The 14,631-nt window shown below is 68.0% G+C and carries 15 protein-coding genes and 1 tRNA gene; 13 read left to right on the top strand and 3 right to left on the bottom strand.

What is annotated here, in order from left to right; genetic code table 11:
* Positions 1-49: 49 nt before the first annotated feature.
* Both KIH73_RS07555 and KIH73_RS07565 read right to left on the bottom strand, forming a co-directional pair.
* Entirely contained in the window at positions 50-280 is a 231-nt protein-coding gene (locus tag KIH73_RS07555) for a helix-turn-helix domain-containing protein (RefSeq protein WP_219082159.1), read from the bottom strand.
* Positions 281-572: 292 nt separating this feature from the next.
* A tRNA-Met gene (locus KIH73_RS07565) sits at positions 573-649 on the bottom strand.
* A 118-nt stretch (positions 650-767) separates the two neighbouring features.
* On the opposite strand from KIH73_RS07565, the gene KIH73_RS07570 reads away from it, so the two are divergent.
* The 10 genes from KIH73_RS07570 (at position 768) to nucS (ending at position 10,123) form a co-directional block, all read left to right on the top strand.
* On the top strand, positions 768-1,802 hold the full coding sequence (locus tag KIH73_RS07570; RefSeq protein ID WP_219082162.1) for a homoserine O-succinyltransferase: 1,035 nt from the start codon (positions 768-770) through the stop codon (positions 1,800-1,802).
* A 470-nt stretch (positions 1,803-2,272) separates the two neighbouring features.
* Positions 2,273-3,079, top strand: coding sequence for a F0F1 ATP synthase subunit A (atpB, locus tag KIH73_RS07575; RefSeq protein ID WP_219082250.1), 807 nt, complete (start codon positions 2,273-2,275; stop codon positions 3,077-3,079).
* Between the two features lie 79 nt (positions 3,080-3,158).
* Entirely contained in the window at positions 3,159-3,392 is a 234-nt protein-coding gene (gene atpE / locus KIH73_RS07580; RefSeq protein ID WP_219082164.1) for an ATP synthase F0 subunit C, read from the top strand.
* A 51-nt stretch (positions 3,393-3,443) separates the two neighbouring features.
* Complete coding sequence (locus tag KIH73_RS07585; protein WP_219082166.1) at positions 3,444-3,974, top strand: F0F1 ATP synthase subunit B; 531 nt, start codon at positions 3,444-3,446, stop codon at positions 3,972-3,974.
* A gap of 46 nt (positions 3,975-4,020) precedes the next feature.
* Positions 4,021-4,842 carry a F0F1 ATP synthase subunit delta gene (locus KIH73_RS07590; protein ID WP_219082168.1) on the top strand — a complete coding sequence of 274 codons (822 nt, stop codon included), beginning with the start codon at positions 4,021-4,023 and terminating at the stop codon, positions 4,840-4,842.
* A gap of 47 nt (positions 4,843-4,889) precedes the next feature.
* A complete protein-coding gene (gene atpA, locus KIH73_RS07595; protein ID WP_219082170.1) occupies positions 4,890-6,566 on the top strand; it encodes a F0F1 ATP synthase subunit alpha in 1,677 nt (558 codons plus the stop codon).
* 2 nt (positions 6,567-6,568) lie between these two features.
* Complete coding sequence (locus KIH73_RS07600) at positions 6,569-7,486, top strand: F0F1 ATP synthase subunit gamma (RefSeq protein WP_219082172.1); 918 nt, start codon at positions 6,569-6,571, stop codon at positions 7,484-7,486.
* A gap of 9 nt (positions 7,487-7,495) precedes the next feature.
* Positions 7,496-8,983, top strand: coding sequence for a F0F1 ATP synthase subunit beta (gene atpD / locus KIH73_RS07605; protein ID WP_219082174.1), 1,488 nt, complete (start codon positions 7,496-7,498; stop codon positions 8,981-8,983).
* Positions 8,983-9,294, top strand: a complete 312-nt coding sequence (locus KIH73_RS07610) for a F0F1 ATP synthase subunit epsilon (RefSeq protein WP_219082176.1) — start codon at positions 8,983-8,985, stop codon at positions 9,292-9,294. Before atpD ends, KIH73_RS07610 begins: the two co-directional genes overlap by 1 nt.
* 100 nt (positions 9,295-9,394) lie before the next feature.
* On the top strand, positions 9,395-10,123 hold the full coding sequence (gene nucS / locus KIH73_RS07615) for an endonuclease NucS (protein ID WP_219082178.1): 729 nt from the start codon (positions 9,395-9,397) through the stop codon (positions 10,121-10,123).
* Between the two features lie 139 nt (positions 10,124-10,262).
* Here nucS and KIH73_RS07620 read toward each other — a convergent pair whose 3' ends face one another.
* Positions 10,263-11,189, bottom strand: a complete 927-nt coding sequence (locus tag KIH73_RS07620) for an FKBP-type peptidyl-prolyl cis-trans isomerase (RefSeq protein ID WP_219082180.1) — start codon at positions 11,187-11,189, stop codon at positions 10,263-10,265.
* 80 nt (positions 11,190-11,269) lie between these two features.
* On the opposite strand from KIH73_RS07620, the gene KIH73_RS07625 reads away from it, so the two are divergent.
* From KIH73_RS07625 to KIH73_RS07635, 3 genes are all read left to right on the top strand, one after another.
* On the top strand, positions 11,270-12,487 hold the full coding sequence (locus KIH73_RS07625; protein ID WP_236022658.1) for a hypothetical protein: 1,218 nt from the start codon (positions 11,270-11,272) through the stop codon (positions 12,485-12,487).
* 2 nt (positions 12,488-12,489) lie between these two features.
* Positions 12,490-13,494 carry a DUF8094 domain-containing protein gene (locus KIH73_RS07630; protein ID WP_219082252.1) on the top strand — a complete coding sequence of 335 codons (1,005 nt, stop codon included), beginning with the start codon at positions 12,490-12,492 and terminating at the stop codon, positions 13,492-13,494.
* A 167-nt stretch (positions 13,495-13,661) separates the two neighbouring features.
* Positions 13,662-14,612: a tetratricopeptide repeat protein gene (locus KIH73_RS07635; RefSeq protein WP_219082184.1), complete on the top strand. Its 951-nt coding sequence runs from the start codon at positions 13,662-13,664 to the stop codon at positions 14,610-14,612.
* Positions 14,613-14,631 lie beyond the last annotated feature (19 nt).

Genomic DNA, 14,631 nt, shown 5'->3' on the forward strand with positions numbered 1-14,631 from the left:
GTCGCCGACGCCACGGCCACCTTGCCGTTCTGGCGGTCAAGCACCAACATCACACCACCTCCAGTGGTTCACGGCCGAGCAGCACGTCCGTGGACACGCCGAACAGGTCGGCCAGCTTGGCGATCTCGTCCGCGCTGAAACGGATATCACCCTTGAGCTTGTCGGAGAACGACGCACTGGAGATTCCCAGCTTCCGAGCTGCGTCTATTTGTCGTAATCCTCTTAGCGTTAGTAAGACCTTGATTCGACTAAAAGAATTAGTTTCAAACTTAACACTCATGTTTGAAACAAGTATCATGAACTAGTCTGTTTTGCAAATCGTGAGCGTTTCTTTTGATGAATTATTTAGTTATATGCTAATCTGTGAAGTATGGAAAGAACTCAACTACAGTCAACGGTAACCAAAAACATGAGAGTTGCATTGGCCGCTAACGGACTTCAGCAAAAAGATTTAGCCAATGCGCTTGGTATCACCAGTGCGAGCATGTCGGCCAAGTTCACTGGCCGGACCATGTGGAATCTTGTGGATATAGAAAAAGCCTCGGGCTTCTTTCATGTGAAGCCCGAGGCGTTGGTAGCGGGGCATGGATTTGAACCATGGACCTCTGGGTTATGAGCCCAGCGAGCTACCGAGCTGCTCCACCCCGCGTCGGCTGTTTCAAACAGCTCTCCATAGCTTAAGAGGAGTTTCCCAAAAGTCAAATCGGCGTGTCGCTCCGGTGGGCCGCCGTCGGCCGCCCCGGCGGCGGTTTGCCATAATGGGTGTCATGCCTATCAAGATCCCCAGCGGCCTGCCGGCCAGAGACATACTCGATTCCGAACGCATCTTCGCGTTGGAGAAGCCCGAGGCGGAGCGCCAGCGCGTGCGCCCGCTCCGGCTGGTGATCCTGAACCTCATGCCCAAGAAGATCGAGACGGAGACGCAGCTGCTCCGCCTGATCTCGAAGTCGCCCCTGCAGGTCGAGATCGACTTCATGACGACCTCGACGCACGAGTCCACGCACGTCAGCGCCGACCATCTGGTCAAGTTCTACGAGACCCTCGACGCGTTCCGCGACAACTACTACGACGGCTTCGTGGTGACCGGCGCGCCCGTGGAGCACCTGGCCTTCGAGCAGGTGGACTACTGGGACGAGTTCCGGGCGATCCTCGACTGGGCCGGCTCGCACGTGTTCTCGACCATGTACCTGTGCTGGGGCGCGATGGCCGCGCTGCACGACCGGTACGGCGTGCGCAAGGTCGACCTGCCGGAGAAGCTGTTCGGCGTGTTCCCGCAGTACCTGCAGGACGAGTACTGCTTCCTGACCAACGGCTTCGACGAGATCGCCCTGCAGCCCCATTCCAGGATCGCCGGCGTCGACGAGGCGGACGTCGCGGCCAACCCCGACCTCCAGGTGCTCACCTGGGGGCCGCGGTCCGGTCCGGGGCTCATCGCCACGCGCGACTTCTCCGAGGTGTTCGCGCTGGGCCATTGGGAGTACGGCAAGTACACGCTCGCCGAGGAGTACGAGCGCGACATGGGCCGGGGCCTGACGAACGTGCCGTTCCCGTGCAACTACTTCCCGCACGACGACCCGTCGCTGGAGCCGCTGTTCTCGTGGCGGGCCCACGCGAACCTGCTGTGGCGCAACTGGCTGAACTGGGTGTACCAGACCACGCCGTACGACCTGACCGAGGTGCCGCGGCTGCGCGCCGAGAAGCGGCTGGGCACCGACCGCTCGATCCGGCACGAGCCCGGTTCGCCGCGCCGCGACGGGTTCGGGCCGTTCCTGCGCGACGGGTACGGCGTGATCCCCGCCTGACCTCCGCTCCCGCCGGCCTGCCCACTATGTGAGATGCCGTGTTACGGCGCCGTGTCCTGCGCGCCGCGCCGGCGGCCCCGCCCGCGCCCCGCTCCGTCCGGTCGCCGGACCCGGGCCGGCGACCGGCCGCGCGTCTCGGTGTGTCGCGCGTCATGGGGCCGTCGGGGGCGTCGTGGCGCGCCCGGACGGGCGGCGCGACGCGGGCCTCCACACGTTGAGCCGTGCGGTTTATCGAGCTATTGTTAGATAACCTGGGCCCGGCCGACGCGACGAGGGGTCGGTCATACCGGCATGTCCACGACGGTGGTAGGATGCGTATCCAGCCATTCGGTTGCCCCATGCTCCCCGCCGCGTGCGCCCCGCCATGTCCGCAGGGCCGCAGACGAGGTGCGGGCCGGTAACCGAAACGTCACATTCGCGCATGCTGGTGGGCTAAACTGACAGCATCAAGCGAAGCAGGAGGTGTGAATATGGGTGCATGGGGCACGCTGGTGCTGGCGGCCGAATCGGGGCCGCATCTGCCCTCGGTCGAGGACTTCCTGCCTCCGGAGATACTCTTCGAAGGCACCCCCTTCGCGATCAACCGCATCATTCTCGTCCGGCTCATCGCCACCGCGGTGCTGCTCGCCGTCATGGTCGTGACCGCGTACCGCGCCAAGGTCGTGCCCGGCCGCTGGCAGTCGGCCGTCGAGTGGGTGCTGGAGTTCATCCGCGACAACATCGTGTACCAGATCATGGGCGAGCTGCGCGGCAGGCGCTACGTCCCGATGATCACGACGCTGTTCCTCACGATCTTCGTGTTCAACCTGTGCGGCGTCATCCCCGGCATGAACATCGCGGCGACCGCCACGATCACGATGCCGCTGGTCTTCGCGATCTGGACGTTCTGCCAGTACTGGATCGCCGGCATCCGGGAGAAGGGCCTCGGCCCCTTCCTCAAGGAGGAGCTGTTCCCCGCGGGCGTGCCGTGGCCGATCTACATCATCCTCACCCCGATCCAGCTGCTCGAGCTGGTGCTGATCCGGCCGCTGTCGCTGACGATCCGACTGTTCGCCAACATGATCGCGGGCCATCTGCTGCTCGCCACCTGCCTGGCGTTCACGCAGTTCTACATCGTCGAGTCGGCCGACAAGATCCTCGCGCTGCCCGGATGCCTGTGGCTGGTCGGCGGCCTGATCTTCACGCTGTTCGAGATGTTCGTCGCCGCGCTGCAGGCGTACGTGTTCGCGATCCTGTCGACCGCGTACATCAACCAGAGCTACCCGGAGAACGAGTAGCCGGCAGCATCCCATAGGATTTGCGGCTCCGAAGTACGGAGTCGTCCGGAATGTCGATTTCGGTAAGAAAGGACAACTCATGGATATCATCACTCTCGCCGAAGTGGCTGGAAACATCAGCATTCTGGGCTACGGCCTGGCCGCGCTGGGCCCCGGCATCGGCCTGGGCATCGTGGTCGGCAAGGCGCTGGAGGGCACCGCCCGCCAGCCGGAGGTCGCCGGCCGCCTGCAGACGCTGATGCTGATCGGCGCCGCCCTGATCGAGCTCCTGGGCCTGCTGGGCTTCGTCGCCTTCGTGATGGTGGCTCTGTGATCCGTCCCGGATCATCCGTGACCCTCATCACGCATCGGAAAGGAGAAGTCCATGAAGCCACTTGCTGAAGGCGGGATCGACCTGTTCCTGCCCGAGACGTATGACATCGTGTGGTCATTGGTCATTCTCGTCGTCATCGCGGCGGTGTTCTACAAGGTGGTGCTGCCCCGGTTCCAGAAGGTGTTCGACGAGCGTTCCGCCAGGATCGAGGGCGGCATCGCCAAGGCCGAGCAGGCGCGGAAGGAAGCGGACGAGGCGAAGCGCAAGTATGAGGAGCGGCTGAGCACGGCCCGCGTCGAGGCGTCCAAGATCCGCGACGACGCCCGTGCCGAGGCGTCGCACATCATCGCCGACGCCCGGTCCCGCGCCGAAACCGATGCGGCGCAGATCACCGCCAACGCGCAGCGTTCGATCGAATCGCAGCAGCAGCAGGCCCTGGTGAGCCTGAAGGGCGAGGTCGGCACGCTGGCGACCGCGCTCGCCGGCAAGATCCTGGGCGCCAAGCTCGAGGACGGCGCCGTGCAGGCCTCGATGATCGACCAGATGATCGCCGACATGGACGGCGACGGCGACGGGAAGTGACCGACAGTGCCCCGTTCACACGAGGCCAAGGAAAGGGAGGTGACCAATGCGAGGAGAGGCATCGCGCATCGCTGACCGCGTGTCGCGCGACTCGATGGCCCCCAGGCTGCGGGACACCCGCGAGGAGGCCTGGCGCATCGGCAACGAGCTGTTCTCGGTGACCAACGTGCTCGACAACAACATCCGGCTCGAGCGCGCCCTCACCGATCCCTCGCGCCCGGTCGAGGACAAGGTCGCCCTGCTCGACAGGCTCATCGGCGGCCAGTCCCATGAGATGACGATGGAGATCCTCACCGACCTGGTGGGGCGCAAGTGGAGCCGCGTCTCCGACATCGCCAACGCCGTCGAGGACTTCGGCGTGGACGGCATGATGTACTACGCGGACGCCACCGACGCCACGCTGCAGGTGTCGATCGAGCTGGCGGAGCTGCACTCCGCCCTGCTCAACCTGCCCGTCGTGCGCTCGGGCCTGGGCGACCCCAAGGTCCCGTCGCAGGCGCGCGTCGAGCTGGCCCGCCGGCTGCTCGAGGGCCGGGGCCTGAACAAGGTCACCTACCGCCTGGCCGAGCACGCGGCGTGCAACCCGCGCAACCGCAGGTACCTGACGACCATCCAGTGGCTGATCAACAAGTTCTCGCGCCACATGGGCGAGTCGATGGTCACCGTGACCACGGCCGCCCCGCTGACGCAGGAGCAGATCGAGAAGCTCATCGCGCTCTACACCAGGAAGCTCGGCCGCCCGGTGCACATCAACTCCGTGGTCGATCCGTCGGTCATCGGCGGCATGCGCATCCAGCACGGCGACGAGGTCACCGACAACACGGTGGTCGCGCAGCTGCAGCAGCTGCAGCGGCTCGTGCAGGCCTGAGCCCACCACAGACTTACCAGTCATCAACAAACCAATAAGGAGTGATCATGGCAGAACTGACCATTGATCCCGCCGCGATCCGCGATGCGCTCGAGGAATTCGTCGAGTCGTACAAGCCGTCGGATACGCCCACCCAGGAGGTGGGCTTCGTAGCCACGGCCGGCGACGGCATCGCGCACGTGACGGGACTGCCTGGTTGCATGGCCAACGAGCTGCTGACCTTCGAGGACGGCACGCTCGGCCTGGCGTTCAACCTTGACGCCCGCGAGATCGGCGTGGTCATCCTCGGCGACTTCGCAGGCATCGAGGAGGGCCAGGAGGTCCGCCGCACCGGCGAGGTGCTTTCGGTCCCGGTCGGCGACGGCTACCTCGGCCGCGTCGTGGACCCGCTGGGCAACCCGATCGACGGCCTCGGCGAGATCAAGTGCGAGGGCCGGCGCATCCTCGAGGCCCAGGCGCCCGACGTGATGCACCGCCACCCGGTCGACGAGCCGCTGTCCACCGGCCTGAAGGCCATCGACGCGATGACGCCGATCGGCCGCGGCCAGCGCCAGCTCATCATCGGCGACCGCCAGACCGGCAAGACCGCCATCGCGATCGACACGATCATCAACCAGAAGGCGAACTGGGAGAGCGGCGACCCGAAGAAGCAGGTCCGCTGCATCTACGTGGCCGTCGGCCAGAAGGGCTCGACCATCGCCTCGGTGCGCCAGAGCCTGGAGGAGTCCGGCGCGATGGAGTACACGACGATCGTCGCGTCCCCGGCCTCCGACTCCGCCGGCTTCAAGTACATCGCCCCGTACACCGGCTCGGCCATCGGCCAGCACTGGATGTACAACGGCAAGCACGTGCTCATCGTGTTCGACGACCTGTCCAAGCAGGCCGAGGCGTACCGTTCGATCTCGCTGCTGCTGCGCCGCCCGCCGGGGCGCGAGGCCTACCCGGGCGACGTGTTCTACCTGCACTCCCGCCTGCTGGAGCGCTGCGCCAAGCTGTCCGACGATCTGGGCGGCGGCTCGATGACCGGCCTGCCGATCATCGAGACCAGGGCGAACGACGTCTCCGCGTACATCCCGACCAACGTGATCTCCATCACCGACGGCCAGATCTTCCTGCAGTCCGACCTGTTCAACGCGAACCAGCGCCCGGCCGTGGACGTCGGCATCTCGGTGTCCCGAGTCGGCGGCGCCGCGCAGACCAAGGCGCTCAAGAAGGTCTCCGGCACGCTGAAGATCTCGCTGGCCCAGTACCGTTCGCTGGAGTCCTTCGCGATGTTCGCGTCCGACCTGGACGCCGCGTCGAAGGCGCAGCTGACGCGAGGCGCGCACCTGACCGAGCTGCTCAAGCAGCCGCAGTTCTCGCCGTACTCGATGGAGCAGGAGGTCGTGTCGGTGTGGGCCGGCACGCACGGCAAGCTCGACGACCTCGAGCTGTCCGACGTGCTGCCGTTCGAGCGTGGTCTGCTGGACTACCTCGACCACAACACGGACATCCTGAAGACGATCCGCGAGACCGAGGACTTCACGGCCGAGACCGAGCAGGCGCTCGATAAGGCGGTCGAGGACTTCCGCGCCACGTTCGTCACCGGCGCCGGCAAGCCGCTGATCGAGAAGAGGCCCGCGCCCGCCGCGCCGACCCCGGTCGAGCAGGAGCGCATCGTCGCCAACGCCGAGCGTCCCGAGCACGATCCCGGCAAGCATCCGATGGCAGGGGAGAAGAAGTAAGCATGGGATCGCAGCTCGCATTCAAGTCAAGGATTGCCTCCACCGCGTCGCTGGAGAAGATCTTCAACGCGCAGGAGATGATCGCGTCTTCGCACATCGCCAGGGCCCGCAAGGTCGCGATGGATTCGAAGCCGTACGCTGATGCGATCTTCGATGCCGTGCAGGCGGTCGTCGCCCACGCCCATATCACGCATCCGATCGTGCGCAAGGAGGAGAACAACCCCCGGGTCGCCGTCCTTGCGCTCACGTCGGACCGCGGCATGGCCGGCGCGTACACGTCCTCGATCATCCGCGAGACCGAGTCGCTGCTCGCCCGGCTCGACGCCGCGGGCAGGCGGCCCGAGCTCTACGTGTACGGGCGCCGCGGGGTGACGTACTACAAGTACCGCAACCGCGACGTCGCGCGGACGTGGGAGGGCGACACCGACAAGCCCGGCGTCGAGATCGCCGACGCCATCTCGAACGCGCTGATGGACGCCTACATGAAGCCGGCGGACGAAGGCGGCGTCTCGGAGCTGTACATCGTCTACACCGAGTTCATCAACATGGTCGTGCAGAAGGTGCGCGTGCTGCGCATGCTGCCGGTGGAGCTGGTCCCGGGCGAGACGGCCGTGGGCGGCGACCCGGGCGCGTCCGTGCAGGACGTCTCGCCGCTGTACATGTTCGAGCCGAGCCTGCAGGAGGTGCTCGACGTCGTCCTGCCGAAGTACATCCGCTCGCGCATCCACGAGTGCCTGCTCGAGGCGGCCGCCTCGGAGACCGCGAGCCGGCAGAACGCGATGCACACCGCCACCGACAACGCACGCAAGCTGATCGAGGACCTGACCCGCAAGCTCAACGCCTCGCGACAGGCCTCGATCACCCAGGAACTCACCGAAATCATCGGCAGCGCCGATGCGCTGAACACAGAGGAAGAGTAGGAACGCGAAATGGCTGAGAAGCAGACCACAGCGGCTCCCCAGGACACGACGGCCATGCCGCCGATCACCGGACGCGTGACGCGCATCCAGGGTTCGGTCATCGACGTCGAGTTCCCGGTGGGCCACCTGCCTGACATCTACAACGCACTCAAGGTGGACATCACCAATGTGGGCAGCACGGAGGGCGAGAGCTCGCACGAGATCACGCTGGAGGTCGAGCAGCACCTCGGCGACTCCACCGTGCGCGCCGTCGCCCTGAAGCCGACCGACGGCCTGGTGCGCGGCGCCACCGTCACCGACACCGGCGGCCCGATCAAGGTCCCGGTCGGCGACGTGACCAAGGGCCACGTCTTCGACGTCTCGGGCAACATCCTCAACGCCAAGCCCGGCGAGACGATCACCGTGACCGAGCGCTGGCCGATCCACCGCAACCCGCCGGCGTTCGACCAGCTGGAGTCCAAGACCCAGATGTTCGAGACCGGCATCAAGGTCATCGACCTGCTGACCCCGTACGTGCAGGGCGGCAAGATCGGCCTGTTCGGCGGCGCCGGCGTCGGCAAGACCGTGCTGATCCAGGAGATGATCCAGCGCGTGGCGCAGAACCACGGCGGCGTCTCCGTGTTCGCCGGCGTCGGCGAGCGCACCCGCGAGGGCAACGACCTGATCGGCGAGATGGACGAGGCCGGCGTCCTGGAGAAGACCGCGCTGGTCTTCGGCCAGATGGACGAGCCGCCGGGGACCCGTCTGCGCGTGCCGCTGACCGCGCTGACGATGGCCGAGTACTTCCGCGACGTGCAGAACCAGGACGTGCTGCTGTTCATCGACAACATCTTCCGCTTCACGCAGGCGGGCTCCGAGGTTTCCACGCTGCTCGGCCGCATGCCGTCCGCCGTGGGCTACCAGCCGAACCTCGCCGACGAGATGGGTTCGCTGCAGGAGCGCATCACCTCGACGCGCGGCCACTCGATCACCTCGCTGCAGGCGATCTACGTGCCCGCCGACGACTACACCGACCCGGCGCCGGCCACGACCTTCGCCCACCTCGACGCGACCACCGAGCTGTCGCGAGACATCGCGTCGAAGGGCATCTACCCGGCCGTGGACCCGCTGGCCTCGACCTCGCGCATCCTCGACCCGCGCTACGTCGGCCAGGCGCACTACGACTGCGCCAACCGCGTCAAGGCGATCCTGCAGCGCAACAAGGAGCTGCAGGACATCATCGCCCTGATCGGCATCGACGAGCTCGGCGAGGAGGACAAGACCACCGTCAACCGCGCCCGCAAGATCGAGCAGTTCCTTGGCCAGAACTTCTACGTGGCCGAGAAGTTCACCGGTCGCCCGGGCTCGTACGTGCCGGCCGAGGAGACCATCGAGGCATTCACGCGCATCTGCGACGGCGTCTACGACGAGGTGCCGGAGCAGGCGTTCTCAGGCATCGGCGGCATCGACGACCTCGAGAAGAAGTGGCACGACATGCAGAAGGAATATGGTGCGTGATGGCTGATTCGATCATGCAGGTGAACATCGTGGCCGCCGACCACCCCGTGTGGGCAGGGCAGGCGAAGTCCGTCGTCATCCCCGCGTATGAGGGCGCGATGGGCATTCTGCCCGATCACCAGCCGGTCCTTACGCTGTTCCAGGAGGGCATCGTCACCGTGGTCGACCCGGCGGGCGAGCGCCACGAGTTCGAGGTGAGCGACGGCTTCATCTCCTTCGACTCGAACAGGCTCACCGTCGCGGTCGAGCGCGGACGCGACGTCAGGCGGCGCGTCGCCGCCGACCAGGAGGACGACGGGGCCTCGGCCTGAGACCCCGCCACCCGTCGCGATCACGGCAACCGCACGTCCCGGGGCATCGGGGCGTGCGGTTTTTCCATAGGCGGACGGCGGTGGGTTATAGTGGTGGGTTGTGCGAATCATAGTTGCCGATTGCTCCGCCGAATACTCCGGCCGTCTCAACGCCTCGCTGCCGCCGGCCCGGCGCGTGCTGCTCATCAAGGCCGACAACAGCGTGCTCATCTTCTCCGAGCTGGGCTCGTACAAGCCGCTGAACTGGATGGCGGCGCCGTGCACGATCCGCGAGATCGACCCGGCGGACGCCGGCGCGGACGACGCCGGGGGGTCGGACGAGGGTGCGGACGGCGAGCCGCCGTGCATGGTGCTGCGCGTGAGCGCCGACAAGTCGAGCGACATCCTGGAGGTGACGATCCGGCGCATCTACAGCGACGAGACCTACGACCTGGGCGAGGACCCCGGCCTGGTCAAGGACGGCGTGGAGGACCACCTGCAGCGCTATCTCGCCGAGCAGATCGAGCGCATCGGCGAGGGCGCCAAGCTCGTGCGCCGCGAGTACCCGACCGCCATCGGCCCGGTGGACATCATGGCCGTCGACGCCGACGGCACGCATGTGGCCATCGAGATCAAGCGCCACGGCGGCATCGACGGCGTCGAGCAGCTGACCCGCTACTGCGAGCTGCTCAACCGCGACCCGCTGCTGGCCCCGGTGCGCGGCATCTTCGCCGCGCAGACGATCACGCCGCAGGCCCGCGTGCTGGCGCAGGACCGCGGCTTCGAATGCCTGCTGCTCGACTACGACGAGATGAAGGGCGCCGAATCCGACGAGCTGCGGCTGTTCTGAGCGCGGCGCCGCGGCGCGGATAATATAACGGCCATATACGCGACAGGGGCGGCCGTCCGGAGAATCGGACGGCCGCCCCTGTCGTCGGTGCGGGCCCATGCCCGTGCGCGGCCCGCGCGGGCGGACCCGTTCGGCGGCGTCAGTACGCCGCGAGGATGTCGACGACGAACACGAGCGTCGCGTCGCCCGGGATCGTGTCGCCCGAACCGGACGAGCCGTAGCCCTTGTCCGGGGGGACGACCAGCAGCACCTGCGAGCCGACGGTCTGGCCGGCCAGACCCTCCTGCCAGCCGGCGATGACGTCGGACAGCGCGAAGTCGGACGGCTCGCCGCGGTCCCACGAGGAGTCGAACTGCGTGCCGTCGAGCAGCCAGCCGGTGTAGTGGGCGCGCACCGTGTCGTCGGACTCGACGACCGCGCCGTCGCCCTTGATCAGCGGCTGGACCACGAGCTCGTCCACGTCGCCCTGGCCGTTCATGTCGATCGAGGGCTTGCCGTCCTCGTCGAGCGTGACGATCGGCAGGTCGGCCGGGACGTCGGCGACGGGCTCGCCGGTGGCGCGCGTGTAGTCCTGCGACTTGGAGACCAGCGTCAGCGCCATGATGTACGAGGCGTCGCTGTCGTTCACGCCGACGGCGAAGGTCGCGTTGATCCGCTGCCGGGCGATGAGCTCGTACAGCGCGGAGGAGTCGATGTTGTCCTGCGTGACGAGGATCGAGCAGTCGGGGGTGTCGTCCTCCCAGGTGCTCAGCATCTCGGAGCCGTCCTGCGTGTTGACGGCGACGTACTGGGCGCACACGCGGTCGCCGATCTCGACCGCGTCGCCGTTGCCCTTCTGCAGGATCGCGTAGGCGCCGTCCTCGACGGTCATCGGGGCGTGGAAGGAGATCGTCGGCTTCTCGCCGGGCTCGCCCTCGGCGGTCAGGCCGGGGATCTGGTTGACGTCGTCGAGCTTGGAGTCGGAGGCGTTCGAGTCGCCGCAGGCGGCCAGGCCGCAGCACAGGGCGAGGGAACAGCATGCGGCGATCACCCTCGCCGCGAACGGGTGGTTCGTCATGGTACGCATGCGCACCAGCGTAGCGCCCGACCCTGATTTTCGGCAGGCTGATGCGAGGCCAAGGGCGAGACTGTAGAATGTCAGGTGCTATGACTGTTGAAGAACTCGAACATGAGGAGCCGCAGGCTCAGACCGGTCCGACCCGCCATGCGAAGATCATGCGCGGCGTAGTCACGCCTGTGTTCGGGCTGATCGCCGTGGCGTGCATCGTGCTCGGCGTGCTGAACGCCACCATCTGGAGGCCCAGCACCGACATCACCGCGAACGCCGAGGTGAGCGGCACCCGGTACATCGTCACCGACCCCGGCGTGCTGGGGCTGGTCGACGACCGCGTGAGCCTGAGCGTCGACGGCGCGGACGACGCCGTGTCGGTATGCGTGGCCGTCGGGTCGGCGAAGGACGTGACCGGCTGGGTGTCCGGCAACCCGTACGTGCGCGTCACCGGCATGAGCGACTGGACCGCGCTGTCCACCTCCCGGGCCGCCGCGCAGGGCGAGAGCCTCGCCGGCGAGGGCGACGTGGCGTTCGCCGACTCGGACATGTGGACCAGCGTGCAGTGCGGCGACGGCGCCGTGAGCGTCGACGTGACCGACGAGGACTCCTCGCAGGTGGCGCTGGTCGACCTCGGCGCGGACGACGCCGACGCCGACGTCTCGATGCACTGGATCCGCCAGAGCGTCCCCGACTTCGCGATGCCGTTCTACTTCGCCGGCGGCATCTGCGTGGTGCTGGCGGTGCTGTCCGCCACCGTGTTCGCGATGTCGCCGCAGCGCCGCCGCAAGCGCGCCGCCGTCGCCGGTGCGGCCGGCGGGGCCGATGGTACCGCCGAGTCCGCCGTCGCCGAGGCCGCCGTCGAGGGTGCCGAGGGCGCCGGAACCGTCGGTGCCGCCGCCGGTGCCGGCACGGCCGCCGTCGCCGCGGCCCGCCCGCGCCGCCGCCGTCGGCACGCACGTCACGGCGGGGGCCAGGCGACGCCCGCCGCCGAGAGCGCCGAGAGCGCGTCCGAGACACCGGACGAGCGGGCCGGCACGTCGTCGCCGCTGATCATCGACCCCGCCGCCAGGAACCTGGTCGCCGACCAGGCCGCCCGGTCGGGCGCCCCCGCCGCCGACGAACCCGCCGACATCTTCGCCGCCGCCGGCGTGACCACGCCCGGCGATTCGCCCGCCGGGACCGATTCGGCGGACGACGTCGCCGAGGCGAGCACCTCGGTGATCTCGCAGGACGAGCTGGCCGCGTACTTCGCGCGCTTCGCCCAGGAGTCCGCCGAATCCGCCGCCGGCGACGGGACCAAGGAGGAGGAGTGAGCATGCGCACCCGAGCCACCAGAATCGCCGCCGCCGCACTGGCCGTCGCGCTGGCCTGCGGGCTGGGCGCGTGCGAGGGCCAGGTGCCCGAGCCCCAGGCCGCCGCGTCGAACGTGGACGTCCTGCCCGACCTCACCGAGGACCAGGAGCAGCGGATGCGCAGCGCCATCCTCGACGCTTACAACCAGTCGATCGCCGACCTCAGCGCCGACGGGCTGTCCTCCGTGCTCACCGGGCCGATGCTCGACGTGCACACCAGCAGGATCACGGTCGCCCGGTCGACCGGCGCGATGGACCCGCTGGCCACGATCCCGGGCGAGATCGAGCAGACGGTGATCCCCACCGATTCGGGGTGGCCGCGGGTCGTGTACTCGATCACCACCACGACCGAGGACCAGCAGTCGATGCGCCTGCTCGTGTTCACCCAGGACTCGCCGCGGCAGAACTACAAGCTGTGGGGCGTGGTGCGGCTGTTCCCGGGCACGGAGCTGCCCAGCTTCACGATCCCCTCCATCGGCTCGTCGATGGGCACCGCGGGCGACGAGGGCCTGGTGGCCACGCCGCAGGAGGCCGTCGAGCGCTACGCCGACGTGCTGCAGAACGGCGCGAACAGCGAGTACGCCGGCCAGTTCGCCGACGATTCGCTGCGCCAGTACCTGACCACGCTGTCGCAGACCGTCCAGGAGGGCATGGAGCGCAACAACGGCACCCAGCAGCAGACCTTCACGCCGGTGACCGACACGATCAAGGTGATGCGCTCCAGCGACGGCGGCGACCTCGTCGTCGCGCAGATCAACTCCGACTGGACCAGGGCCGCGGGCGACGGCCGGCAGTCGCTGCCGGCGTCGGACGCCGAGCAGGCGCTGTTCGGCGACGGCACCGCGACCAGCACGATGCACGTCACCTACGTGAACGTCGTGGCGCTGTACATCCCGCCGGCCGATTCCGGCGAGCAGATCGTGGCCGTGGGCGCCGAGCGCCAGCCGATCAGCGTCGAGGCGCTGTAAGGCCGCGGGGGCTGCAGGGCCGCCGGCGCGCCGCAGAGACATGCCCGGTGCGCCCCGACGAGCCCGGCGGAACCGTCGCGCCGGGTTCGGCCTGAGGGAAACCCCGGCGCGCTGGCGGGGCGGACGGTGTAAGTTGTGAGACAGCATCGAGTCGAATGGGAGGCAACATGGCAGGTCGTCAGCAGCAGTTCAACCCGGGGGTCTCGCTCGCCGGGGCGGTGGATCTCGAATCGCTCAAGCACCAGGTCAAGGCCGAGCCGGGGCAGGCGGGCGGTGCGCCCGCGGCGACCGGCTACGTGATCGACACCACCGAGGGCACGTTCCAGTCGATGGTGCAGACCTCCGCCACGTTCCCGATCCTGCTGCTGCTGTGGGTGCCGACCGACGACCGCCTGTTCGCGATGGCCCGGCGCCTCGGCGACGCCGTGAACGCGATGAACGGCCAGCTGCAGCTGTCGCGCATCGACATCGCGGCGAACCCGTCCATCGCCCAGGCGTTCCAGGTGCAGGGCGCGCCCGCGCTGTTCGCGCTGATCGGCGGCCGCCCGATGCCGGTGCTGCAGGGGCTGCCCTCCGACGCGGAGCTGGACCAGATCGTGGACGAGCTGCTGCCGCGGATCGTGCAGATCGCGCAGCAGGCCGGCGTCACCGGCACCGCGCCGTACTCCGGCGACCCGCAGGCGCAGGAGGAGACGGAGCCCGCGGTGCCGCCCGCGCACGAGGAGGCGCACGCGCTGGCGATGCAGGGCGACTACGCCGGCGCCGCCGAGGCGTACGGCAAGGTGCTGGAGGCCGACCCGAACGACGCCCTCGCCGCGCGCGAACGCGCCAAGGCGCTGCTGCTCGCCCGCTCCGCGAACGCCGACGTCCGCGAGGTGCGCGCGCTCGCCGCGGCCAGGCCCGACGACCTGGACGCGCAGCTCGCCGTCGCCGACGTCGACATGATCGGCGGCCAGATCCAGGACGCGTTCGACCGCCTGCTGGACTACCTGTCGGCCGGGCACCGCGACCAGACGGAGACGATCCGCGTGCGTCTGCTGGAATACTTCGCGATCCCCGATCCGTCGGACGAGCGGCTCAAGCGCGCCCGGCGCCGTCTGGCCACGCTGATGTACTGATGTGCTGATATTTGCACTG

Origin of the sequence: Bifidobacterium phasiani (assembly GCF_019331775.1) — a bacterium.
GTDB classification, from domain to species: domain Bacteria; phylum Actinomycetota; class Actinomycetes; order Actinomycetales; family Bifidobacteriaceae; genus Bifidobacterium; species Bifidobacterium phasiani.